Annotated in this window: 25 protein-coding genes and 1 riboswitch; of the genes, 13 read left to right on the forward strand and 12 right to left on the reverse strand. The window is 38.7% G+C overall.

The window, feature by feature from the left end:
• The first annotated feature begins 5 nt into the window (after window positions 1-5).
• The 8 genes from M3Z76_RS15470 (at window position 6) to M3Z76_RS15505 (ending at window position 9,639) form a co-directional block, all read left to right on the forward strand.
• On the forward strand, window positions 6-1,151 hold the full coding sequence (locus tag M3Z76_RS15470; protein WP_293928753.1) for a M20 aminoacylase family protein: 1,146 nt from the start codon (window positions 6-8) through the stop codon (window positions 1,149-1,151).
• Window positions 1,148-2,341 carry a diaminopropionate ammonia-lyase gene (dpaL, locus tag M3Z76_RS15475; protein ID WP_293928754.1) on the forward strand — a complete coding sequence of 398 codons (1,194 nt, stop codon included), beginning with the start codon at window positions 1,148-1,150 and terminating at the stop codon, window positions 2,339-2,341. The genes M3Z76_RS15470 and dpaL overlap by 4 nt, the downstream gene beginning before the upstream one ends.
• A 121-nt stretch (window positions 2,342-2,462) precedes the next feature.
• The gene (locus M3Z76_RS15480; protein ID WP_293928755.1) at window positions 2,463-4,175 is read left to right on the forward strand and encodes a methyl-accepting chemotaxis protein; all 1,713 of its coding nucleotides are present in this window, start codon (window positions 2,463-2,465) and stop codon (window positions 4,173-4,175) included.
• Window positions 4,176-4,201: 26 nt separating this feature from the next.
• Entirely contained in the window at window positions 4,202-4,414 is a 213-nt protein-coding gene (locus M3Z76_RS15485; RefSeq protein ID WP_293928756.1) for a YdbC family protein, read from the forward strand.
• A gap of 207 nt (window positions 4,415-4,621) precedes the next feature.
• Window positions 4,622-6,862 carry a 5'-nucleotidase C-terminal domain-containing protein gene (locus tag M3Z76_RS15490; RefSeq protein ID WP_293928758.1) on the forward strand — a complete coding sequence of 747 codons (2,241 nt, stop codon included), beginning with the start codon at window positions 4,622-4,624 and terminating at the stop codon, window positions 6,860-6,862.
• A 126-nt stretch (window positions 6,863-6,988) separates the two neighbouring features.
• Window positions 6,989-8,308: a transglutaminase domain-containing protein gene (locus M3Z76_RS15495; RefSeq protein WP_293928760.1), complete on the forward strand. Its 1,320-nt coding sequence runs from the start codon at window positions 6,989-6,991 to the stop codon at window positions 8,306-8,308.
• A 295-nt stretch (window positions 8,309-8,603) separates the two neighbouring features.
• Complete coding sequence (locus M3Z76_RS15500; RefSeq protein ID WP_293928762.1) at window positions 8,604-9,242, forward strand: hypothetical protein; 639 nt, start codon at window positions 8,604-8,606, stop codon at window positions 9,240-9,242.
• Window positions 9,243-9,348: 106 nt separating this feature from the next.
• Window positions 9,349-9,639 carry a hypothetical protein gene (locus M3Z76_RS15505; protein WP_293928764.1) on the forward strand — a complete coding sequence of 97 codons (291 nt, stop codon included), beginning with the start codon at window positions 9,349-9,351 and terminating at the stop codon, window positions 9,637-9,639.
• A gap of 58 nt (window positions 9,640-9,697) precedes the next feature.
• On the opposite strand, the gene M3Z76_RS15510 is transcribed toward M3Z76_RS15505, so the two are convergent.
• Both M3Z76_RS15510 and M3Z76_RS15515 read right to left on the reverse strand, forming a co-directional pair.
• Window positions 9,698-11,227 (reverse strand): S26 family signal peptidase, encoded by a 1,530-nt coding sequence (locus tag M3Z76_RS15510; protein ID WP_293928766.1) that lies wholly within the window; start codon window positions 11,225-11,227, stop codon window positions 9,698-9,700.
• Window positions 11,220-11,738 (reverse strand): RNA polymerase sigma factor, encoded by a 519-nt coding sequence (locus M3Z76_RS15515; protein ID WP_293928768.1) that lies wholly within the window; start codon window positions 11,736-11,738, stop codon window positions 11,220-11,222. The genes M3Z76_RS15510 and M3Z76_RS15515 overlap by 8 nt, the downstream gene beginning before the upstream one ends.
• 257 nt (window positions 11,739-11,995) lie before the next feature.
• Here M3Z76_RS15515 and M3Z76_RS15520 point away from each other — a divergent pair, with 257 nt between their 5' ends.
• Window positions 11,996-12,607 (forward strand): coiled-coil domain-containing protein, encoded by a 612-nt coding sequence (locus M3Z76_RS15520; protein WP_293928770.1) that lies wholly within the window; start codon window positions 11,996-11,998, stop codon window positions 12,605-12,607.
• Between the two features lie 161 nt (window positions 12,608-12,768).
• Here the strand turns inward: M3Z76_RS15520 and M3Z76_RS15525 are convergent, their stop codons facing one another.
• The 6 genes from M3Z76_RS15525 to M3Z76_RS15550 all read right to left on the reverse strand — a co-directional run bounded on the left by M3Z76_RS15525 (window position 12,769) and on the right by M3Z76_RS15550 (window position 18,865).
• A complete protein-coding gene (locus M3Z76_RS15525) occupies window positions 12,769-13,593 on the reverse strand; it encodes a methyl-accepting chemotaxis protein (protein ID WP_293928772.1) in 825 nt (274 codons plus the stop codon).
• Between the two features lie 188 nt (window positions 13,594-13,781).
• Entirely contained in the window at window positions 13,782-14,822 is a 1,041-nt protein-coding gene (locus M3Z76_RS15530; protein WP_293928774.1) for a YkvI family membrane protein, read from the reverse strand.
• A 118-nt stretch (window positions 14,823-14,940) separates the two neighbouring features.
• Window positions 14,941-16,047: an o-succinylbenzoate synthase gene (gene menC, locus M3Z76_RS15535; RefSeq protein ID WP_293928776.1), complete on the reverse strand. Its 1,107-nt coding sequence runs from the start codon at window positions 16,045-16,047 to the stop codon at window positions 14,941-14,943.
• Window positions 16,048-16,869 carry a GNAT family N-acetyltransferase gene (locus tag M3Z76_RS15540; RefSeq protein ID WP_293928778.1) on the reverse strand — a complete coding sequence of 274 codons (822 nt, stop codon included), beginning with the start codon at window positions 16,867-16,869 and terminating at the stop codon, window positions 16,048-16,050. It lies immediately after the preceding gene.
• On the reverse strand, window positions 16,869-18,002 hold the full coding sequence (locus M3Z76_RS15545; protein WP_293928780.1) for an amidohydrolase: 1,134 nt from the start codon (window positions 18,000-18,002) through the stop codon (window positions 16,869-16,871). Before M3Z76_RS15545 ends, M3Z76_RS15540 begins: the two co-directional genes overlap by 1 nt.
• 5 nt (window positions 18,003-18,007) lie before the next feature.
• Window positions 18,008-18,865 (reverse strand): MurR/RpiR family transcriptional regulator, encoded by an 858-nt coding sequence (locus tag M3Z76_RS15550; protein ID WP_293928782.1) that lies wholly within the window; start codon window positions 18,863-18,865, stop codon window positions 18,008-18,010.
• Window positions 18,866-19,049: 184 nt separating this feature from the next.
• Here M3Z76_RS15550 and pdxS point away from each other — a divergent pair, with 184 nt between their 5' ends.
• Together pdxS and M3Z76_RS15560 are read left to right on the forward strand one after the other, a co-directional pair.
• Window positions 19,050-19,898: a pyridoxal 5'-phosphate synthase lyase subunit PdxS gene (pdxS, locus tag M3Z76_RS15555; RefSeq protein WP_293928794.1), complete on the forward strand. Its 849-nt coding sequence runs from the start codon at window positions 19,050-19,052 to the stop codon at window positions 19,896-19,898.
• Window positions 19,899-20,011: 113 nt separating this feature from the next.
• The gene (locus tag M3Z76_RS15560) at window positions 20,012-20,506 is read left to right on the forward strand and encodes an LURP-one-related/scramblase family protein (protein WP_293928783.1); all 495 of its coding nucleotides are present in this window, start codon (window positions 20,012-20,014) and stop codon (window positions 20,504-20,506) included.
• A 118-nt stretch (window positions 20,507-20,624) separates the two neighbouring features.
• Here the strand turns inward: M3Z76_RS15560 and M3Z76_RS15565 are convergent, their stop codons facing one another.
• The 4 genes from M3Z76_RS15565 to M3Z76_RS15580 all read right to left on the reverse strand — a co-directional run bounded on the left by M3Z76_RS15565 (window position 20,625) and on the right by M3Z76_RS15580 (window position 24,221).
• Window positions 20,625-20,909, reverse strand: coding sequence for a precorrin-6A/cobalt-precorrin-6A reductase (locus M3Z76_RS15565; RefSeq protein WP_293928785.1), 285 nt, complete (start codon window positions 20,907-20,909; stop codon window positions 20,625-20,627).
• A 153-nt stretch (window positions 20,910-21,062) separates the two neighbouring features.
• Window positions 21,063-21,246, reverse strand: a riboswitch (cobalamin riboswitch).
• Window positions 21,247-21,325: 79 nt separating this feature from the next.
• A complete protein-coding gene (locus tag M3Z76_RS15570; protein ID WP_293928787.1) occupies window positions 21,326-22,021 on the reverse strand; it encodes an ECF transporter S component in 696 nt (231 codons plus the stop codon).
• Window positions 22,000-23,646, reverse strand: coding sequence for an ABC transporter ATP-binding protein (locus tag M3Z76_RS15575; protein ID WP_293928789.1), 1,647 nt, complete (start codon window positions 23,644-23,646; stop codon window positions 22,000-22,002). Before M3Z76_RS15575 ends, M3Z76_RS15570 begins: the two co-directional genes overlap by 22 nt.
• On the reverse strand, window positions 23,619-24,221 hold the full coding sequence (locus M3Z76_RS15580) for an energy-coupling factor transporter transmembrane component T (protein WP_293928791.1): 603 nt from the start codon (window positions 24,219-24,221) through the stop codon (window positions 23,619-23,621). Before M3Z76_RS15580 ends, M3Z76_RS15575 begins: the two co-directional genes overlap by 28 nt.
• A 27-nt stretch (window positions 24,222-24,248) precedes the next feature.
• Here M3Z76_RS15580 and M3Z76_RS15585 point away from each other — a divergent pair, with 27 nt between their 5' ends.
• Window positions 24,249-24,476 (forward strand): helix-turn-helix domain-containing protein, encoded by a 228-nt coding sequence (locus M3Z76_RS15585; protein WP_295656970.1) that lies wholly within the window; start codon window positions 24,249-24,251, stop codon window positions 24,474-24,476.
• 132 nt (window positions 24,477-24,608) lie between these two features.
• On the forward strand, window positions 24,609-24,909 hold a 301-nt coding region (locus M3Z76_RS15590; protein WP_295656973.1), incomplete at its 3' end, for an IS3 family transposase.

A 24,909-nucleotide genomic window follows, 5' to 3' on the forward strand; every position in this document is an offset into this window, starting at 1 on the left:
TTGCTATGAATTTTAAACAACAGTTAATAGAATGGCGACACCATTTACACAAGTATCCAGAAACAGCCTTTGAAGAGGTGAAAACAGCTACCTATGTAGCACAGGAGCTTCGCAAAATGGGGTTAGAGGTGCATGAAAATATTGGCGGAACGGGTGTTGTCGCTAATTTAACAGTTGGCGATGGAAAAAGAGCGATTGGCATACGTGCGGATATGGATGCTTTAAATTTACATGAGGTGAAGGAGCTGGCATACCGCTCTATACATCAAGGGAAAATGCATGCATGTGGACATGATGGACATATGACAACTGTATTAGGCGCAGCAAAATTGCTATCGACAGAGAAGAGCTTTAATGGCACTGTCCGCTTTATTTTTCAGCCTGCGGAGGAAATTGGCAAAGGAGCAGAGGCGATGATGGCAGATGAGTTATTTGAGCGTTTTCCAATCGATGAAATTTATGGCTTGCACAATATGCCAGGGCTGCCAGCAGGCACGATTCAAACGCGACCAGGTCCAATTATGGCGAGTGAGGATAATTTTGTTATTCGCATTAAAGGGAAGGGCTCACACGCATCGAGTCCACATATGGGCATTGACCCACTAGTCATTGCCGCAGAAATTATTTTAGCACTGCAAACGATTGTAGCACGCAATATCAATCCAAACGATACGGCGGTTGTTTCTTGTACAGAGATTCATACAGATGGCATTCGCAATGCGATTCCTTCTAATGTAGAAATTAAAGGTGATACGAGAAGCTTTACACCAGAAGTGCAGGCAATGCTTGAAAGTCGCATGAGAAGCATTTGTGAAGGGATTTGTGCTGTGCATGGTGCTGAATGTGATTTCGAATATACGCATGAATTTTCACCAACAATCAATGAGCAACGCTGTACAGCAGTAGCAATTGAAGCAGCAAAAAAAATTGTCGGAACAGACAAAGTAAATGAAAGCTGTGAGCGATTTATGGCATCAGAGGACTTCGGCAAGTTTTTAGAGAAAATCCCTGGCTGCTTCGTGTTTTTAGGCAGTAAAGTTGAAAATGAGGAAATCATTCCATTACATAATGCGCATTATGACTATAACGATGACGTATTGGAAACGGGCGCAGCATTTTTCGCTGAAATTGTAAGGAGGCAGCTACAATGAAATTAATAAAATATGAGCGTCAACAAAATCCGAGCACAAGCGTGGAGTTTTTAGGATTAAAGGAAGCACAAAAAGTGCAAGCATTCCATCAAAGCTTTCCACAATATGAGCCAACGCCTTTAGCAATGTTAGATCAACTAGCGAAAGAATTGTATGTCAGCAAGCTTTTTATCAAAGATGAGTCCTATCGATTTGACTTAAATGCCTTTAAAGCATTAGGTGGCTCTTATGCTATTGGACAATATTTAGCTAAAAAATTAAATATAGAGCCAACTGAATTAACATACGACAAATTAGTTTCACCAGAAGTAAAGGCACAATTAGGTGAGCTAACATTTATTACAGCAACAGATGGCAATCATGGGCGAGGGGTAGCATGGACGGCGAAGCAGTTACAGCAAAAATCAGTTGTCTATATGCCGAAGGGCTCTTCTCAGGAAAGGCTGAACCATATTAAAGCATTAGGGGCAGATGCCTCTATTACAGACTTGAACTATGATGATACAGTTCGTTTAGCAGCTGAGCATGCAGAGCAAAATAATTGGGTTTTAGTGCAGGATACAGCGTGGGAAAACTATGAGGAAATTCCAAGGCATATTATGCAAGGTTATATGACGATGGTTGTAGAGGCATATGAGCAGCTAAAAGAATTAGGTGAAAAGCCAACACATATTTTCATTCAAGCAGGTGTTGGCTCAATGGCAGCTGCAGTTCAAGGCTTCTTTGCAGACGTCTATGGTGAAGATCGCCCAATAACAGTTATTGTTGAACCAGATAAGGCGGATTGCTTATTTAAAACAGCTAAAGCAAATGATGGTCAGCTACATTATGTAAAAGGCGATATGGATACGATTATGGCAGGGCTTGCCTGTGGAGAGCCAAGTACATTAGGCTGGGCAATTTTAAAGGATTATGCGGATGCCTTTCTTTCCTGTTCTGACAATATTGCTGCGCAAGGGATGAGGGTTTTAGCTGCGCCGATGAAGGGTGACATACAAGTGATTTCAGGTGAATCGGGAGCTGTTGGCGTAGGTGCTGCTAGTGAAATATTGAGAAGAAGTGAGTATGCACATTTAAAAGAGCAATTAATGATTAACGAAGCTTCCAAAATATTATTTTTCAGTACAGAAGGTGATACGGACGCAGCGCATTTTAAAAAGGTTGTATGGGATGGAGCATACTCCATATAATATAAAGCAAAAATCCGAATTATCGTTCGGATTTTTCTTTCGTTAAAAAAAGATACTTCCAAAATACATCTTTTTTATAGTATGATTGTCTCATATGGGAATTTGAAAAGGGGAATTTACTATGAAGCTAAGAAAATCACTAACTTTTCAACTTGGGACAATTATCGCTAGTATTTTAGTCGTGATGTTGGGGATTAGTTCATTTGCGACATATATCACAGCTTATAAGAAAATATATGAGGCTGCAGGAATAGAAGCATATGGCTGTGCAAATATTACGACAGGCTTAATTGCAGCGGCTGATATTGAGCAGGCTCTAGCAGGAAATGATGCGAAGAAGCAAGAAATAAGCGATGCGCTTAATTGGACAATTGCACATAAAGATATTTTTCAAACGCAATATATTTTAACGCTTGATGGGTCATTGCTAGCACTTGATCAGCATCTTGCGCAAGCAGGCTTTACTATTGGTGAGTCATTCCATATGGATGAAAAAGCTGTAAGCGCTTTATTAGAGCATAAGCATCCAACGTATTCTGAAATTTATGAATTTGGCGGAATGGAGCGCCTATCAGGCTATGCACCTATTTTTAAAGACCATGACCCAACGCAAGAAATTATTGCGATTAGTGTCATTGATTTTGATGCAAACATTGTCAAAGAACGCACATGGGATGTTGTGCGTAATGGTATTTTAATTAGCATTTTCCCGATGTTTTTAGCTTCGGTTATTACAGGCTTCTTAATTCGCCGTAAAGTGAAGCCAATCAGCGTATTAATTCAGCAGGCGAAGGAAATTGCAAATGGCAATTTAGCTGTTGAAAAAACATCCATTAAAAATCACGATGAAGTGGGCGACTTAGCTTTAACTTTAAATCAAATGACAGATAATTTACAAAGCATGATTTTAACAATGCGACAAACGGCATATACACTATCGAATAATGCAGAGAAATCGGCAAAAACTTTGGATAGCATGACGCATACGATGCAAGGTGTTGCCAATCATATTAGTGAGGTCACAGGCTCGATTACTGGTGGCATGCATCATGCAGAAAAAGCGAGCGATGCGCTGGTTGATTTAGCAAAGGAACTACAAACGATGAAAGTAAAGGCCGACCATACTGTAGAAAATTCGCATACTACATTGCAAATTGCGCGAGATGGAGAGCAGCGCGCATTAGATATTAACAATGATATCGCCTTGATTCAAAAAGGCTCTGATGAAGTAAGTCAAACAGTTGAAAATTTAGTTGCCTCTGCAACAAAAATTCAAGCGATTACGACAACGATTACTGAAATTGCAGCACAAACGAATTTATTAGCGCTCAACGCATCAATTGAATCAGCACGCGCTGGTGAGCATGGTAAAGGCTTTGCTGTTGTCGCTGAGGAAGTAAGAAAGCTAGCTGAACAATCGAATCGTGAAGTATCGCAGGTTGAAGCATTAGTACAGGACATTATGGTAAATATTGAGCATGTTATTGCATCATCCAAGGACAACACGAAATATATTGAGCAAGGTACAGAAACCGTCAAGCTTACAACCGAATCTTTACACGCCATTTCGCAGGCTGTAACAGAAACGGTTGAAGAGATTATCGAAATGTCCTCAATAATGACAGCGGAGGCAGAAAAATCACAGCATGTCGTGCAAATGATTCAGCACTTAACGGCCAATATAGCTGAAATTGAAGCAACGATGAACAACTTAACAAATGCTGCACAGCAAACGACAGACAGCATCGACGAAGTAGCACAAAGCTCAAATGAAACAAACGAAATGGCGCAAGCGCTAAATGAGCATGTAAAGGCATTTACGTTGAAATCATAAAGTAAATCCAACTATAGGAGGTAACTATGGCAGACATTAAATACGAAATTATTGAGCATATCGGTGTACTTTCACAATCACCAAAAGGCTGGAAAAAGGAATTAAATCGTATTAGCTGGAATGGCAATGCACCAAAATATGATATTCGTGAATGGGCACCAGAACATGAGAAAATGGGAAAAGGGATTACGTTGTCGGAGGAAGAAGTACAGATTTTAAAGGAATTGTTAGCTAAATAGTTTATGATAAAAGCCACCTCTTTTTTAGAGGTGGTTTTATTATCAACGAAAAGCAATTACAAGCTTTCTTTAAGTTTCCAAATCTAATAATTTACTCTATTAAACCCATATTTTGAATTCGAGATATTATCTTGTGGAAAGTAATTTGAAATGCTACACTAGTTAAATAAATTTAAAGATTCAGAATGAAAAGGAGAGATTTAAGAAATGGGGAAAATTAATAAGAGTATAGCGATGCTTAGTATTGCTGTCTTAATTTTTGCTACAAGTATTTTCTTTACACAATCAACCGCTAGTGCACAAGAAGACAAGGATATACATATTACGCTTCTTGCAACATCGGACATTCACGGGCGCTCTATGCCTTGGGATTATGCAACAGATGGAGAGAATTTAACGGGGAGCTTGACACAGCTATACACAATTATTAAAAAAGTTCGTCAAGAAAACCCAAATACAATTTTATTGGAAAATGGCGATTTAATACAAGATAATTCTGCTGAATTATTTAATGACCAACCGCAATCTCCAATGATGGTTGCAGCAAATGAAATGGGCTATGAAGCTTGGACATATGGCAATCATGAGTTTAATTTCGGCTTGGATGTATTAGATAAAGTTTCTAGCCAATTTAATGGCGAGCGCCTTGCAGGAAATGTTTATAAGGAAAATGGAGAACGTTATTTACCGGCCTATACAATTATTGAACGTGAAGGCGTGAAAATCGGTGTAATTGGAATGGTTACACCATTAATTACAGAGTATGAAAAAGGTACAAATCATTTAGATGGATTAGTTGTAAAAAATCCAGTAGATGAAACGAAAAAAGCAGTGAAAGAATTAGAAGGCAAAGTAGATGTGATGATTGGTCTTATGCATATGGGCTTGGAAAATGAAAACGGTGTTCCAGGAACAGGTGTTAAAGAAATGGCGAATGCTGTGCCAGAGCTTGCTGCTATTTTTGCAGGACACAACCATGTATTGATTAATAAAGAAGAAGTGAACGGCGTTGTTATCACAGAGCCTAATCGATATGGAACGCATATTTCACGTATTGATTTAACGTTTACACGTGAAGGTGAGCAGCTAACATTAAAAGAAAAGGATGCATCGACAATTCCTGTAAAAAACGATGATGGTACATTTGTTGAGTCAGACAAGGGATTAGAAGAAATCTTAAAGCCTTATCATGAATTTGCACGTGCAGATGCAAATGTTGAAGTAGCTCAACTAAAAGGAACAGATCTTGTGCCTGATAATGAAATCAAAGGTATTCCTTCTGTACACATTCAAGAAACGCCTTTATCAGATTTCTTCCATGAAGTAATGCTTCATTACAGTAAGGCAGATGTGGTTGCACATCAAATTGATAATGATAAAGCGTCATTGGATGTAGGACCGATTAAGAAAAAGGATATCGCTTATAATTATCAATTTGCTGGTGGAGAAGTATCTGTTTATGAAGTAACAGGTCAAGATTTAAAGGATTATATGGAATGGGCTGTTGGTTATTTCAATAGCACACGCGATGGAGATGTAACGGTTAGCTTTGATAAAACGCGACGTGCATCTAAATATAGCACAAATGACTATTTCGGTAATGTTCAGTATGATATTGATTTAACAGAGCTAGCAGGCAACAGAATCAAAAATCTTCGCAAATTAGATGGCACACCAATTAAGATGGAAGACAATTTAACACTTGGTATGAATGCATACCGAATGGACTTCCTTGTATCTAAAGGTCAAGCACTTGAAGGGCGCAAATTTAATATGATTTGGTCTTCGAAAGAGGAAAGTGCTTATGGGGAAACAGGTGGTACAATTCGTAATTTAGCGATTCGCTATTTGAAAGAAGAAATGAACGGTGTCTATGAGCCTGTTATTAAGGATAACTGGAAAATTATCGGCGTTGATACAACATCGCCTGCTCGTGCGGCAGTTGTTGAGCTAATCAATAAAGATATTTTAACAGTACCAACATCAGAGGATGGCAAATATACAAATATCGCTTCGATTAATATTAAAGATGCGATTACAGCAGAAGAAATTGCAACATTAGCAACAAAAGCTGGTGTAGATGCAGATCAATTCAAGAATGTAAAAACGACAGGTGAGTTTTATCAGCAGCTTGTAAAAGCAATGAATGCACCTACAGCTGAGCCAGAAAAAGAGGCAGAGAAGCCTGTAGAAAAGCCAGCACCAGAAAAGCAACAGCCTGAAAAATCAAAGCCTACTGTAACACAGCCAAAATCAACTAAAGGTATTGTGACAGCTTATCACTTAAACGTTCGTTCAAATCCATCGAACACAGGAAAAGTATATGGAACGATTGCAAAAAATACAGAAATTACGATTTTAGGTAATGAAAAAGGCTGGTACAAAATTTCTTATAAAGGTAAAACAGCCTACGTTTATAGCAAATATGTAAAGGTTAAAAGCAAGTAGTATAGGGAGAAGCAGCCAATGATGAAATTGGTTGCTTCTTTCTTTATAGATAATTGTATATTCCAGCCGACGTTTCAAAAGTCATTTTCCAGCTTATCCTTTATAATAATAAAAAGAGGTGATACGATGCTTAGTGAACTCAGCAATTTAATCATATTTGCGACTGTTTGCTTAATTGCTGCTCTGTTATTTATCTTTTCATTAAAATCATATTTAATGCAAGTAAATGTGCGACGCCATTTAAAGAAGGAGTTACGGCTGAATCGTGCAGAGATTAGGCAGACGAAGGGCAATAAGGCGCAGCGCTTTGAGGCGTATAAGCGTGTCTACAATAATGCGGTTTATAATGGGCGTCGTTTTAGAACAAGGCGCAAGCAGAGGAAGTATGAGCAACGTCTAAACGATGAACTGAATTTAATGGTTAAAAATCCATTGACAGCACTTTTCTCATGGTTAAAGTCAGTCGTGTTCGGCACGGCGACAGTTACTTTACTGCTTTCTAGCCTATTGTTTGGCTCAATTGCTGTAGATGAATTTAGGGCATCCTCTTTAACATTGCCAACAGTAAATCCGCAAATTGCGTTGAAGCTAGATAGCGATTTTAATTTTGATTTGGAGCAGCAGGTCAATCAATTGTTGAATATGTTTACGGAGAAGCCTTCAAGCTTTAATGTTGAGAAGGTTGCAACAGCCAATATTGCACCTGTTTATAAGGAGAGCGATTACCCAGCAGCAGTTACGAACGGAGAGCAGCTTGGACAGGCGATGGCCTACCATATGGGGCAATTTGAAAGCGATTTTATGATTGAATATTACGGCGATGCAACTGATTTGCAGCAAATCGTCAATGCTGCGATGAATTGGCTAGAGGGGCATGAGCCTTATTTATCGCGTTTACGTAGAGAGCTATCTTGGCAAGCGACAGATTATCGCAACGGATACGTGGAGTTTAAAATTGAAGTAACATACGATATGACAGCAGAGCAAAATGCACTTGTCAAAGGGATAGTGAAACAAATTGTTAGTGCAATGCCTAGTGATTTATCCAATGTAGATAAGGTGAAATATGTAAATGATTATATTGTAACGAATACAAAATACAATTTGAATAGCCAGGAAAGCCCATATACACCGTATTCAATTTTAGTGAATGGTGAAGGTGTATGCGAAGGCTATGCGTTAACGGCTTTGCTTTTATTAGAGGAGCTAAATATAGAGACAAAATATATTTCTGGTGAGGTCACTTCTGGCGAGCTACATGCCTGGAATTTAGTGAAGCTGGATGATGAGTGGTATCACTTAGATGTAACATGGAATGACCCTGTTCCAGACCAAGGCAGCAAGGTGTTTTACAATTATTTTCTAATTTCAGATGAGCAAATTTCAAAGGACCATTTTTGGGATACCGCGAAATACCCTACTACTGCAAGTGAGGGCTATATGTAAAAGGAATGCTATATAAAAAGCATTCCTTTTATTTGTGGATAAACTAGGGTATTCGCAAATAAAGTGAGCAAGTCGCAAATAAATCAGGGAAAGCGCAAATAAACTGGGAAAGTCGCAAATATATCTGAGAAAACGCAAATAAAGTGAGAAAGTCGCAAATAAATCAGAGAAAGCGCAAATAAATTAGAGAAAATACAAATAAACCATAGAAAGCACAAAAAGTAAGGTATCATCGTATACTTCAAATAGGCTGCAACGAAAAAGAATTTTCGCTAATAAGAAAAGGAGGAAAGCCTTGCTGAATGTAATCGGTGAAGCATTTTTTAAACAATATATTGACCGAGAGTATCATATAAAGGGAATCAAGTGGTATGTATGGGTATGTTCGCTTAGTCTTATTGCCCTGATGATGTTTTTTATACTTTATGCATATCCAAACACGCAAAAGTTTAGATGTATTGTTGGTGGAGTAGTGTGTGGTGTAGCATCAGTTATTTATTTTAAGCATGAAAAAAATAAAAACACATATGCTCAGCTAGGTGATGAGAAAGCAACATTTCAAAAAAATATTCAGTTAATAAAAAAAATATTAATAGAAAATCATATACTCAGACTTGAGCAGCTAAACATATTAATTAGCTTGGCAGATACTGAATTATCTGGCTTACGTTTAAGCGAAAAATTAAGGAAATGGCTGTATGGGATTATTTCAGCGATTTTGATTCCAAGCACAACGTTTGTTTCAACGCTGATTGGCAATTATGAGCAAACAATTAATTATATATTGCAAGTTTTTTCACTGGTTTTAATGCTATTAGTTATTTATCAACCCATTAAATATTTATTGTATTGGTCACTTGATACAGAATTTAATCAAATGCTCGTACTGAAGCGTTATCTAGAAGATGTGAAGATGATGGATTATGTGAGATGATGCGAGAAATAACAGTCGGAAGTTGAATTAATTGTGGCATATGATGTCAACATACATATAGTAAGTGCAGAGGGCAAAACATGGCCCAGAATAGGAGTGATGAAATATGTATGGAAATTATCAGCCACATCCATCGCATATGTATCCACAGGGAACACAGCCAAATACTTGCAACAATGGGGGGCCAAATAATTTACAGCAACAAACGCTTGCAGCGATTGCACCAGTTGTTCATCATGGATTATGTGAAGCGCAGTATTTAGGATATCAGCATGCATTAACAGAAGCAGTAGCGATTGGCTATTTAATAGGGAAAGGCTATAGCTTTGAGGCAACATGGAAATTAGTTGAATCTTGGTGGAGAGCACCAGGAAGTCCTTTACCACAGCCATATTAATAGAAATTTAACAGAGGGGCGTCTAGAAAGTTTACTTTCTAGACGTCTCTTTTCGCTCTTATTGCAATGGTAAAAAGCTAGACTGCCAGAGGCCGTTTTGATTTTGAACCATGCGCCACATACCCAAATCTCCATTAGGTAAGTTGAAGATAATGGCGCCTTCGCTTCCTTCAAATTGAAACTCGCCATTTTGTAGAAGCTGTGCATAGTAAATAGCATAACGACGCTCATTTTCCAAATGGGATAATGAGTTATTTTGACGTATATGCTGGTCCTCTGTCCATTGCACATGCTCTGGATTTGTTGTATACATGCGATAATCGGCTCGTTTGTCGACTATAAATCGCGCATAGAGCTGAGTGCGTACATAAGTAATGGGGTCAATATGCTGAAACACTTCTAGATTGTTTGAGCTTTTGAATTCGTTATATAAATTGCGTTCCTCTTCTGTCCAATGCTTTTCCATACTTTTACTATCATAGCCTAGCACTTTTGCATCAACCTGTTCAAATGAGACTTTCTCGATTTTATCCAGAGACCAGTTATCAGGAATAACAAAAATTTCATTGTCAGAAAGCTGTGTAACTGGATAATTATAAAAGAAAATTTCTTGTGCATTGCTTGGATTTTTAAATTTTTCAATATAACTTTCGTAGACCGTTTCGCCCATTATTTTTGCATACATATGATGATAAGGGATTGGTATTGTATTAATAACGACAGTACCGTTAGTAATTTCAATCGTTTCATTAGGTAAGCCGAGGATGCGGCTCACCACCTGTTGACCATCTTTATCCGTATATAAAATAACATCTGAACGATCTAATGTATCAAATTTTGGATCAACGACAATAGGGTATTGCATATATTCTTGATTGCCTTGCTCCATCGTATTATTTGTTAATTTAATAGCGTATTGTTCTTCTGTTAATGAGTCAATCAATGGAATATGTTTAATTGAATCATCATGATATATGTCACCAGCTAGCCGCTCCCATACATTATTTTTATCTTGGACAACAATACGTGCAGCCTTGTCACTAACAGCAAACCAGTAAGTAAGCCCGTCCTCAAGAGGAATCAAAGTTGCCTTTTGCTCACCGACAATTATTTGCTGAAGCATGGCTGTTTCAATAACACCTGCATACATATATGGTGCTTGCACAGTTGAGCCCCAGAATTCTTTGCCTAAATAGGGCTTGCTTTGCGTACCTGTCGTTTGTCTCCATTGCCAACCATTTTGATATTCAAAATAGGCTAAATAAACTTTTTCCTCCTCATTTCGTTCAATAAAGGCAACGAGCGCATCGTTGTCTTTTAAATAATTGAATTGTTGAAAAATGATTTCATAATTGACATCTTTCATTTTGCTTTCAAAATAACGTGTAAACTGTGCCTGTTGATCATTTGGCTGCTTGACACTAATAAATAGTACTAATAAAGCGACAAAGCTTGCTACAACAAATAAAGGAGTCCAATTTTTCCTTTTAGGCTCTTGAATTTGCTGTATGATATAGTTTATATTTTTTTCGGTGAAACGCTCTTTTTCTTCCAATACTTCTTTGAGCTCTCGCTTAATATTATTCATATAAATCACCTCCCAATTGAAGCTCACTCAGCGATATTTTCAATAAATTGCGGCCGCGCCTTAATCTTGTTTTGACCGTATTTTCAGAAATGTTGAGGAGTGTCGCAATTTCGAGACTTGTCATTTCTTCATAATAAAAGAGAACAATCGCTTCACGGTATTTAATAGGTAGTTCTAGTACCGCCTTTGCAATAGAGCGCTGTTCCAGTTTTTTGAATGTTTCCTGCTCACTTGATGGCAATGTTTGTTGCTTTTGTTTCCAAAAGCTTTCTAAAATGCGTAATCTATTTTTGGTGCTGCGTAAATGGTCGCAGCTTTTATGTATCGTCATTTTGGCTAGATACGTTTTGATGCTTGATTGCCCTTTAAATTGCTGTGATTGAAAATATTTAATGAAGACATCCTGCACAATATCCTCCGCAATGGTCCAATTTTTCACATAGACATAGGATAGGCGTGTTAAATAATCGCCATATAGGCGTATTAATTCTCTCATTTCATCTGTATGCAAAGTGTGATGCCTCCTTTCTTCATGCAATAGACGGGTGAGGTGCAAGAATAGTTTCAAATTGTTAGTGTATTTTTAAAAAGTACAGTTGTATTATTGTAATATACAATGTAAATCGTATTTCAGCATACTTTACTAGCAGAAGATAAATTGAGCTATCTAAACAATTACTGAATGATATAGCGGATGTCACACATTTTTTCAAGCTTAAATTATCAATATTTCCATGCTATAATTTGAGCAAGAAGGAGGTGAGGAACATGAATAATGAAATAGTAATGATGGAAATGCTACAAAAGCTAGTAGTGAGCGTTGATGACATGCAACAAAATATGAATAGACGTTTCGATCAAGTTGAAGCACGCCTTGAAAATGTGGAGACACGATTAACGAATGTAGAAGAGCGTTTAGAGAACGTGGAAACACGATTAACGAATGTAGAAGAGCGTTTGGAGAATGTGGAAACACGATTAGCAGATGTGGAAGTGCGCCTTGAAAATGTAGAGACAAGACTAGCCAATGTAGAAGTACGTCTTGAAAATGTGGAGACAAGGCTGGCAGATGTGGAAGTACGTCTTGAAAATGTAGAGACAGGGCTGGCAGATGTAGAAATACGTCTTGAAAAGGTAGAAACAGATTTAGTGGATGTAAAGGTACATTTAGACAACGTAGAGATGAATTTACAAACGCTAAATACTCGTGTGGGAGCATTGGAGAAAACGAATGGTGGCTTAGGTGAAATGTTTGAGTACACTGTACAGTTTCAACAAGAGGCGACTAGTAAAATTCATGAAGTATTACAATTCCACGCACACAAAATTACTGAAAATGAGAAGAGCATTTTCTTTTTGAAACATAGGTTATCCTCTTAATAACTTCATATTGATTAGACCTCATTTAATTTTTTAAACTAACATCGTATTTTTTCGAATTTTTATTTCATTTTGTACTTGAGGCTGAAAGGCTTACATTTGGTTAAGCCCATAATAAAAGCGGCTTATCATCTTTTAAAAAGTTGAAGCCGCTTTTCATTTTATTTCAATGTACTTTGCATAAATGTTTTCATATCATAACTTAAAGTAGTCAGCTCTTCAATAATTTCGCTAAAATCTTGAACTAGCTGAGCTTGTTCATTTGTAGCTTCATTGATTTGCCCTAGATTTTGCTTTAAGTTTTCTAAGTTGCGGTTAATATTTTTTAACGAGCCCTCAATATTTTCAGTTGCATTTGATGTTTCTTGAGACATTTTGCGAACTTCCTGCGCTACAATGTTGAAGCCTGCGCCATGTTGACCTGCGCGTGCTGCTTCAATGGAAGCATTTAAGCCAAGTAAGTTTGTTTGGCGAGAGATATTTTTGATTAAATCTGTAATACCATTGGTTTTTTCAGCATCCTCAAGCGTATGCTGAGCTTGGCGATTAATCTCTTCACTTGTAGCAGCTAGCTCTTCAGAGTGGGAAGCAATTGTATGTACTTTGTCTTGCAAGTTTGTAACAATCATATTCATTTGCTCCATATAATGCTCAAGCTTTACCATATTATCAATTGGCAAGCCAAAAGCAAGTGCCCCTACTACTTTACCATTTTCACGAATTGGAAATGAGAAAGCATTCACTGCCACACCGTAAACATCCTGAGGAATAATCACATCTGCATTTTTCCCATTGAAGGCAAGAAATACGTTATCATCGTTAGGATTAATAGAATCCCCATCTTTATAACCAGTATCAACTCGCTTACCAGCTAAATATTTAATCATTTTGTTATCTTCTTTTCGACAGACAGCGACAATGGCTTCTTCTTTCAATGCAAGGTGCATATAAGGGGCGGACATTGCAAGTGCTTCAATAATGTTCATGCGTAATTCCTCCAAATTTCGTTAATAAAATGGCAATAATTACTTTTACTTTAACATAACGCTACATAATACTAAATAACGAATTAATAAAAAAATAAAAATATAGTAAGCGATTTAATTTTACATACACAAAATTAGGCTGTCTGCAAAGATGATTCTTCCCAAACAGCCCTCCATCATGATGAAACTCATTTTTTTCTAAGCCATGCTAGAACGATAACGAAAATAAGGGCAAATCCTAAATATCCCATTGAAGCATATACTTTACCTACTAATTTTGTAAAGCCTATAAAACTGGCAAGGAATCCTGCCGTACCAACGAGAACTAGCGCAGGCTTAAACATTTGATGATCTGGTGCTACAAAACGTACTGTGAACGCATAAAACATACCAACAGCTGTGTTGTACATCATACCGAGTAAGGCAATGGCCATTAAAATGCCAACGAACGGATGAATTTGATTTGCTAAAGCAAGTGTTGGCATATCGACACCTGCCACAACATCTATTTTCACAAGCATTGTCACATTGATTAAAATAATAAGCATACCAAGCATAATACCGCCAAAAATCCCACCGAGACCAGCTACTTTGCGGTCCTTTACTGTTCCGCCCATCACAATAAGCATGGCTGCACCTGCTGCAAGATTATAAGAAACGTACAAAAGTGCACTAACTAACCAATTAGAGCTTGCAGATGCCTGTGTTTTAGCAAGTTGATCTGCCTCTGAAAGGGAAACATCCATCGTAAACAATGAATAGATTAAAATAATAAAAATGATTGCCATTAAATAAGGTGTAAGAGCTGCGATGATATTAATAATGTTTTTAACATTTAAAAGCAATGTGCCAATTGTTAAAAGCACCATAATAATACTACCAACCATCGTAGGGATGCCGAACATTTGATGGAAGGTTGCACCAGAGCCAGCAAACATAACGACTGCGACCCCGAATAGGAAAAAGGTAATTAAAAAGTCGAGTGCAAGACCAAGATAGCGACCACCAATGTAATAAATAACACCTTTATGTGAAGTTGTTTGAAGCTGTGAGCCAAGCTGCGCTAATGTCATACCTAAAAATGAAAAGGCAAATGTAGCTAGCAATGCACCGATAATTCCGATGAAGCCGAAGCTTGTGAAAAATTGCATAATTTCTTGACCTGATGCAAAGCCAGCTCCAACAATGAGTCCGACAAACGCTCCGCCAATTTGTAAGCTTTTTTTCATTGTTTCACTCCTTATTTTAGTTAGAAAATTCTGATTTTTAATAAGCGAATAATTCAAGTATTTTCTTAAAATAGCTGCCTAGAAAGTTATATTAACTTATTTTCTAAGCAGCTATCAATTAGCGATAAATCTTTTTTGCTACAGTGTAGGATTCAACAGTTTCTCTATTAATCTCATAGCCGATACCTACTGATTGAGGCACTTGGATATAGCCGTTTTCAGCGATAACCTCTGGTTCGATAATATCCTTTTCCCAATAGCGACTCGAGCTTGCTGTATCACCAGGTAGGATGAAGTTTGGTAGCGCTGTGAGTGCGACATTGTGCGCGCGACCTACACCAGATTCCAGCATGCCACCACACCATACAGGGATACCCGCAGCAGCGCAATAATCATGAATTTTCTTAGCCTCTGTTAAGCCGCCAACGCGACCGATTTTAATGTTAATAATTTTAGTAGAGCCTAGCTCAACAGCCTTGCGGGCATCTTCAAGCGAATGGATGCTTTCATCTAGGCAAATCGGTGTAGCTAGCTGCTGCTGTAATTTTGCATGGTCAATAATATCATCTGAAGCTAAAGGCTGTTCAATCATTGTTAAGTTAAATTCATCTAATTGCTTTAGTAATTGTGCATCCTCTAAGCGATAGGCTGAGTTCGCATCCGCCATAATCGCCACATTTGGGAAGGCGTTGCGCAATGAACGCATCACTTCAACATCCCAGCCCGGCTTTACTTTCACTTTAATGCGCTTATAGCCTTCTTGTACGTAGCCTCCAACTAATTCAACAAGCTCTTCAATTGAATTTTGAATGCCGATACTAATACCTACTTCGATTTTATCTTTTGTTCCACCAAGAGCTTGTGCTAATGATTGGTTCGTTTGTTGTGCATAAATATCCCAAACAGCACCTTCAATCGTCGATTTTGCCATATTGTTTTTACGAATAGCTGAAAAAATATCACTTACTTCATCTGGATGAGTAATCTCCTTATTTAAAATAAGTGGAATTAAAAAATCCTCCAGCATATGCCAGTTTGTTTTCATCGTTTCCTCGTTATACCATGGTGAATCGAAGGCAACAGACTCGCCCCAACCAATTGTACCTGACTCATCCTTTGCCTCTAACAGTAAAAAGTTTTTCGTCGTAAATGTGCCAAAGCTTGTTGTAAAGGGAGACTTTAACTCCATTTGTAAATGGCGTATCGTCATTTCAGTAATTTTCATTTATATTTCCTCCAGTGTTAAAGCTGATTTTTTCACAAAAATATATTGATTCCATTGTGATTGCTTTTCTATACGAACGGCTGCATAGCCTGCTGCAAATAGCTCTTGAAAAATTTTCCGTGTAGCAAGCCGCCAATGCAATGCATGCTCCTGACTTTGCCTTTTTAATGCTTGAAAATCCTGCGGAACAGGTAAGGAATAGCTCTGCGCATCATAAATTGTGTGTAAATTGTGTGTGTGCCTGGCACCTAAAGTGGGTAACCCTTGTTCATCTATTACGATCTCACCAAGAGGAATAGGTGCTGGAGCTAAAGGCTGATGTTTGTGCACCACATAATCGCTTGTCAAATGCCAATGAACTTCAAAGCGATCGGAAGGTAGTCCTTTATTAAAGCCGTCCTGCATTTCTCCATAGCAATTTTCAATATACGTATCACAAATGCCGTTGAGCTTTGTTAAATTTAAAAAGCCGTTACGTGTTTCGAGTGGGTCATATGTCCATGTCATTAGTTCATAGCCTTTTTGAATGGCGATATTGCGCTGAGCTAGCTTTAATTGCTCACCAATTTGCTGTGAGCGATAGGCATTATCAATACCTAGCATATGTGAGCATAAATAGCTTTTCTCATTTTTCCAGCCAGCGAAGGCGTAGCTAAAGCCAATTAACTTATCAGCATCAAAGGCCCCAACGATGATACCACCATTTTTTACGACAGTAAATGTTTGATGTGTTGGAATAGGGGAGATGCCCCAGACTTTCCACTCTAGCTGCTGCACGAGCTCCATTTCCTCAATCGTTGTTAGCTCTCTAATTGCAATCATCAGCACTCGCTTCCTTTTACTTTTTGTAATGTCAATAATAAAGCTTTCATAATAATTTCAGCTCCAACATGTAAACGCTCTTTGTTAAAGGTCATCAGTGGGTGATGAAGCCCTGGCGTAACACCACAGCCTAAGCCCAGCATTGTTGTTTTCAAATGTGGCTGCTCATAGGCATAATAGTGGAAATCTTCTCCACCTGGTGTCACGACATCGCCAGCGCAATATTGCTCTCCAACTGTTTCGATAATTGCCTGCTTCATAATGGCTTTCGCTTCATCATGTACTTGCGCTGCTACAATTTGTGCCGCACAAGTTGTTTCAATTCTAGCCCCGTAAAGTGTTTCCACTGCCGTGACAGCTTTATGGAAGCCATTTGTTAATGCTTCCATTGTTTCGTTTGTTTGGGCGCGTGCATCGATACTGAATGTCGCACTACCTGGGATGATATTGGCTGAGGAGCCTCCTGCCTGAAGCTGTGTCATTTTAATAGATGCCGATTGCGTTGGGCTAATCCAATGACGTTTCATTGCATCAATAAGGGCCGCAGCTACTTCTATTGCATTAATTCCTTGCTCAGGGCGAGCACCATGTGCCTCAATTCCTGTAATGGTGCCTGTAAACATTTTAGCCGCACCATGATAAAGTGCAGGTGTGTGCACGCCATCTGGAATTTCAACTAATGGTCTTACATGTGTGCCAAATAAATATTCAAGTGGTGCAGTTACACCTTGTTGAATGACAGCTTTTGCCCCTTGCCCCTTTTCCTCAGCAGGCTGAAAAATAATGCGCACAGCGCCAGAGAGGCGATCCTTTTGCTCGTTTAATAATAATGCTACGCCAAGAGCTATCGTCATATGCCCATCATGTCCACAAGAATGATGGGCTTGAAATTTCCCTCCAACCTCCTGCCAAAGTGCGTCCATATCTGTACGGAAGCCTACTTTCGGAACGCCTTTACCTATATCAACATAGAGGCCTGTCATATTGTCAAACGTATGTGGCTCTAAACCTTCATCCTTTAAAAGCTGCGCAATATAAGCAGTTGTCTCAACTTCCTGCCAGCTAATTTCTGGATTTGCATGTAAATGAGTAAATATTTTGTCCATTTGATTTGTAATTGTTTGTACGGTCATTTTGTTCAACTCCATCTGTTTGCTAAAAAGCTATTTTGAAAATCATCATAATTGATCCGTTGTTGATTATAGTATGGGATATCGTGTGACATCATGCCTGCTACTAACGTATTGAGAAATGCCATTAAGACGGGCATTAAGTCAATTGTTGAAAGCTCTACCTGCTGTAAAACAAATGTTTCGTGCGCATATGGATGAATCGGTGCGACATTTGTATCTGTAATCGCAATAATATAAGCACCGCGCTGCTGAAATTGCTCAGCAATTTCAATTGGCTCCTTATAATAGCGATGTAAGGAAACGACAATTGCCACAGCCGTTTCGTCAACTTCCTGCAATGTTCGAATTAAGGTGCTTGTATCTGTATGTACAAGCTTCACCCCTGGTCGCAGCATATTGAGTGTAAACTGTAGCCATTGTGTCGCAAAAATAGAGCCACCAGCTCCAATTAAGTAAATAGTGCCTGCTTCATGGATTTTCTTTGTCACTTCATGAAATTGCTGTGGGTCAATTTGCGTTGCAACATTGGCGATTTGCTTGCTCATTTGCCCCATTACTTTTTCACAAAGCTGCTCGCCTGGTAATGCTTTCTTTGAGGCAACATAATTACCTAATGTACTATTTGTATTATGCTCAAATAAGTATTCTCTCCATTTTTGTTGAAGCTGTACATAGCCGTCCAATCCGACTGAATAGCAAAAGCGTATCACCGTTGTTTCACTTGCTCCTGCCTTTTTTCCGACTTCTGCAGCGGAGTGCATACTAATAAAAGATGGATTATTTAATACGAAGTTGGCAACTTTTTGCTGCGACTTCGATAGTGTACTGAAATGCTGTTCAATTTTCTTTTTAATGGATATCAAAAGGAAGTCACTCCTTCATTTTTTATTAAATTGAAGTATAGGCTTCAATTTATCATAAATAGTGTAATCATGCAATTAGTTTTCTGAAAGTTCTTTTAATTAATCTGACATCTTTAAAAAATATAAAACTGGATATTTTGTAATGGTCAAAATATGATAACCTAAATTTAGGAAAAGGAGGAAGATAGAAATGATGAACTATGGTGGCGTAATTATGGATGTTATTAATGCAGAGCAGGCAAGGATTGCGGAGGCGGCAGGAGCAGTAGCTGTAATGGCTTTAGAGCGTGTGCCGTCAGATATACGTGCAGCTGGTGGAGTGGCGCGCATGGCAGATCCACGAATTATTAAAGAAGTACAAGAGGCTGTTGCAATTCCTGTTATGGCAAAGGCACGTATCGGTCATATTTCAGAGGCACGTGTGCTAGAGGCATTGAATATTGATTTTGTTGATGAAAGTGAAGTATTATCACCAGCAGACGAGGAATTCCATTTATTAAAAAGCTCGTTCAAAGTATCATTTGTATGCGGTGCACGTAATCTTGGCGAGGCAGCAAGACGCATTGGTGAAGGCGCAAAAATGCTGCGCACAAAAGGAGAGCCAGGTACAGGAAATATCGTGGAGGCAGTGCGTCATTTACGTGAGGTGAATGCGCAAGTGCAAAAAATCATTCATCTAGATTCCGCAGAATTAATGACAGAGGCAAGGGAGCTTGGCGCACCATATGAAGTATTACTAGCAATTAAAGAGGCAAAGCGTTTACCAGTTATCAATTATGCGGCAGGAGGTGTAGCAACACCAGCCGATGCAGCGTTAATGATGGAATTAGGGGCAGATGGTGTATTTGTAGGGTCAGGCATTTTTAAATCGGAAAACCCTGAGCAATTTGCGAAGGCAATCGTGCAAGCAACAGCGAATTATCAAGATTATGAGCTGATTGCTCATTTATCAAATGGCCTAGGTACACCAATGAAGGGAATTGACTTATCTACATTGCCAACACATGAAAGAATGGCTACGCGTGGTTTATAAGGAAGAGGCTGTTGGGGAAGTTTATACTTCTTCACAGTCTTTTCTATATTTATGAATCTATAAGGAAAGGAGCAACGTATATTAGTTAATTAGAAAACGAAAGGAGAGATAAGATGAAACAGCTTTATATTAAACAAAAAGTATTGAGCCTAAGTGGGAAGTTTACTGTGAAAAATGCCAAAGGAGAGGATGTCTATTTCGTTGACGGGAGCTTTTTGCAAATTCCGAAGACGTATACAATATTTGATACATCGCGAGCTGAGGTGGCAGTAATCACAAAAAAGGTTTTTAGCTTTTTGCCAACGTTTTTTGTTGAAGTGAATGGACGAGAAATGGTGAAAATTAAAAAGGAATTCAGCTTTTTAAAGGCACGTTATTCCATTGAAGCAGAAGGCATTGAAGTACGTGGTAATTGGTTTGATATGAATTTTACATTATTAAAGCATGGCGAAGTAGTTGGCAGTGTGAATAAAGAATGGTTTACATGGGGCGATAGCTATAAGGTAGAGGTGCTAGATGAAGCACTGGAGAAGCTGATTATCGCAATTGTTGTAGCCATTGATTGTGTAAAGGCGGATCATGCAGCGGCGGCATCAGCAGCAACGTAAAAAAATGTGCAAGCAGCCGTTGTGAGTAGATTTTTAGAGGAATGATTAAATTGCGACTTCATGTAATATATGAAGTCGCAACGTCACGTTTTGTAAGGGAGTTTAGTATAATCGATTTTTACATAACAAGCTGGGGATGCTCGTAACGCACATAGGAGACACCACAATTGAAGGCAGCCTCCATTGCGGTTTTTGATGCTTCCTTAGCGAATGGGTGACTTGCATCGACAACACAAGTAACTTCGTGCTCTGTAATCATATCAACCATTTCATGAACAGATAAAGAATTCATTAAAAAAGTCCCAGTTAAACAAGTGTTTTGTGTGATGACACGATGCCCTTGCTGCTGCAATGTAATGGCTAATTCACGTGTTTCATTTATTCCTTCTATAAATAAAATCATATGCACCCTCCTTATACTAAACTAAAAAAAGCTGTATCTCTAAAGTAAAGAGATACAGGCTATGAGATTTCATGTTGAAAAAGCGTGTATATGCTAATGTATACACATTTTTGTACATTCGATGTCTCGCCTATACTTCTCCCTCCGAAAAGCAAGTGACCAATTAAATAAGCAGGTTTCCTGGCTCGTGCTTCGTTTTACTTTCACATCTTCCCATTCCATTGAACAGTGATTGGCGTGATTTCATCTGCACTTACAGTAGCGGGGGCTGCATTAGCTTTTCACTAATTTCCCTTTTACCTCAGCATTGCTAAGCACTCATTTAACCATCATATTCGATTATGTTTTTACAATAACATATTTCCCCAAGATTTCAATAGTTTTTTGTCTCCATTCAGCAAGCTAAACCGTTTGCACTACTGTAATAATCCGTATTTCGTTTTGATGCGCTCCAGCTTCTCACGTATAGGCTTTTCTAATAATAATAAAAAGATAACATTTGATATTGCGTAAACAATCATAAAGGGCACAGCGGAGGTTAAGGCAATAATGTAAGCACTCCAGCTAAATACCCCGTACATTGAGATTGTTCCCCAAATGTCCATACCGAAAGAGAAAAAAATACCTGCAAACATACCAAATAGAATTAAAGGGATTTTTTTATGCATGATGCCAGTTTTCCCTAGTAGCCCTGCAATAAAGCCAATCATTCCCCACATAAACATTTGGAATGGCGTCCAAGGCCCTTGTCCGAAAAACATATTGGATACTAGGGCAGAAATAGCGCCTGTTAAAAAGCCTGCCTCTGCCCCAAGTGAAAAGCCTGTGATAGCAGTAATTGCTGCAACAGGCTTGAAGCCTGGTGTCACAACAAACAATGCGCGCCCGGCTACCGAAATGGCGGACATGACAGCAATCACTAAAATTTCACGTGGCTGTGGCTTACGGCGTTCAAAGGATAGGAAGAACGGGACAGATGCTAAAATGATAATGACAATCGAAATAAAATAATATTTTCTATCAGCAAATAGCGTAATCCCCGCATATAAAGTAAGTGGAATAGCAATGAAAATAACAAAGAGTGAAATAGCTAAACGCATGTTTTTTGACATAGTGTAACGACATCCTCACATGTAATGGCATTGTTCAATTGTTCCCGTGATATGCGGTGTGCGGCTGTCGTATAAAAGCTATTGCCACTATAAAATGCACGTGGCTCATCCTCTGACACGATGCTGCCATCGAAAAATAGGGCACATCTGCTGCTATATTGCGCTGAAAATTCAATATCATGTGTCACCATAATAATCGTCATCCCTTTTGTCTGTAAATCCTTTAAAATATTGGCCAATTCTTCTTTTGCCTGTGCATCAAGTCCCTTTGTTGGCTCGTCCAGTAACAAAATTTTTGGTTCGATTAACAACAGCTTAGCGAGCGCTAGCTTTTGCTGCTCACCACCACTTAAATCATATGGATGGCGCTTGACTAGATGCGTCAATTGGAATAATTGAATCGTTTCCTGCATTTTTTCTTTCGTTATTTTATGTAAATGAGCCATATCCTCAAGCTCCTGTTGCACGGTTTTTTGAACAAATAAAGTTTTTGGATCCTGTGGCAGCAATGTTAAATAGTGCTGATATAATTGCTTATTGCTATAGCTTTTTAATGGCCTATTAAATAAAGTGACCTTGCCACGATAAGGCTTTTGAAGCCCTGCTAAAATGGATAATACCGTGGATTTACCAGTTCCATTGCCACCGAGTATTGTTAAAAACTCCTGCTCCTTTACTTGTAAATTGAAATGATAGACGATATCCTGTCCATTTTTTTCATAGCGAAAGGCAATATCCCTTGCCTCCAATACAATATTCTCTTTATTTTGCTGTATGATGGGAGGCAGCGCAATTGCGGGAATTTGTTGCTCCTTCAGCCAACGCTGTCCTTCACGAATGGTCAAAGGAGTCAGTCCTTCACCATTCAATGAATGAAAAATTTTTGTGGCTGTCGGTAAAGCTGTAATCATTGCATGATTTGCTGGTAATGTCTTTAAAATTTCGCGTGGGGAACCATCAAATAAAATTGTTCCTTTATCCATTATCAGCACACGATCAGCGAGTGGAAGTACCTCCTCAAGGCGATGCTCAATCAAAATAATTGTAATGCCCAGCTCTTTGTTTAAGCGATGCAATGTTTGAATAAATTCCAATGCTGCAATCGGGTCAAGCTGTGATGTCGGCTCGTCTAACAGTAGTAATTTTGGCTGCATAACCATAATAGAGGCTAAATTTAATAATTGCTTTTGTCCGCCAGAAAGCTCAGTTGTCTTTTGATGGAACCATTTTTGAATGCCGAAAAAGTTAGCCATTTCCGCTACTCTACGGCGAATTGTCGCTGAATTCACACCAAGACTTTCTAAGCCAAAGGCAAGCTCATGCCATACTTTATCTGTAACAATTTGATTATCAGGATTTTGAAAAACATAGCCAATATCAGCTGCTGCTACTTCTGCATCGAGCTGCTCTAAATCACAGCCTTGATAAAAAATATGACCTGTCCTGTTGCCATGTGGACGTAGCTCACGCTTAAAATGGCGTAGCAGCGTGCTTTTGCCACAGCCAGATTGTCCGATGAATGCAATGAATTCACCTTGCTGAATCGTTAAATCAATATTTTTTAATACGGGCTCTGTCTCATTTGGATATGTAAAGCTTACATTGTCGATTTTAACGATCGCCATTTGAACGCCTCCCTTATTTCGATAATGAGTGGGATAGAGAGCAGCAACAAGTAGCTACTGTAAAATAAAATGCTCCCAATATCCCAGTTGAGTGCACTAAAGGTTGGATAAAAATAAAAGGTTGTTGCACCAATAAAGCCAGCAGCTAAATTCGTAAGAAAAAGCACTAAAATTATTGCTAAAACGACGCCATCACGACGTTCAAAGACAAACAATGAGAAAACTGATCGCTTCTTAATGCCATAACCACGAGCCTTCATAGAATCCGCTGTATCAATCGCATTGTCCAATGCCCAAGTAATTAATATAGATAGGATGCGTACGATACATTTAATTCGATGCCAAAGGGAACCAGCTGTATAATCCATACCGATTACTTTTTGTGCTTGGACAATTTGTGCTAGCTGATGACGAAAGCGTGGCACTAAGCGCAATGAAATGGACAATGTAAGTGATAGGGCTGGCGATACCTTGCCGAATAAATAAATAAATTTATCAGATGTCATCACAGTGTTGTAGCTGCTAAACCATAGCATTACTGCTACAAGCATTGTGGCAATGGCAAGTCCATACATGATGGCTTCTACAGTATCAATGAGTATTTGGCTGGTAAAACACCCAGACAGATTTTTAGCGAATATGGCTTTGATATCGAAGTGCTCGGGATGAAGCGTGTTGAACAAGCTTCTTCATGTTGGCGAAAAGCGTATGATCAAAATGGATTAATTGGTCTGACAGATACGCGAAAAACGAGCTCGGGCAGACCGTTACAGCGTGAATTAACCATGACAGAAATGGTAGAAAGACAAGCAGCTCGTATTGAATTATGAGAAGGACAAATCGAGCTACTAAAAAAGCTCGAAGTGACCGAAAGGAGGCTGCTCAGCGACAGTCAAATACAAAGCGCACGTAAAGTATTTCAACTCATTGCAGATACGCTTAAGCAGGTTCCATTTAAACGCATGGTGACGTATTTTTGTACGCTTTTAAACGTCTCTCGTTCAGGCTATTATCGCTTTTTAGAGACAGAAGAAGCACGAGCTGTAAAGGAAAAACGAGATGAAGAAGCACGCGACCAGATCTTAAAAGCCTTTAAGCGTCGTGGTTATAAGAAAGGTTCACGCTCGATTAAAATGACGCTTGAACAAGATTTTGATCTCGTCATGAACCGAAAGAAAATCCAGCGTATTATGCGTAAATATGGCATCGTTTGCCCACATCGTAAACCGAATCCCTATAAACAAATGGCGAAAGCAACGAAAG

Source organism: Metasolibacillus sp. (assembly GCF_025291715.1).
GTDB lineage: Bacteria > Bacillota > Bacilli > Bacillales_A > Planococcaceae > Metasolibacillus > Metasolibacillus louembei.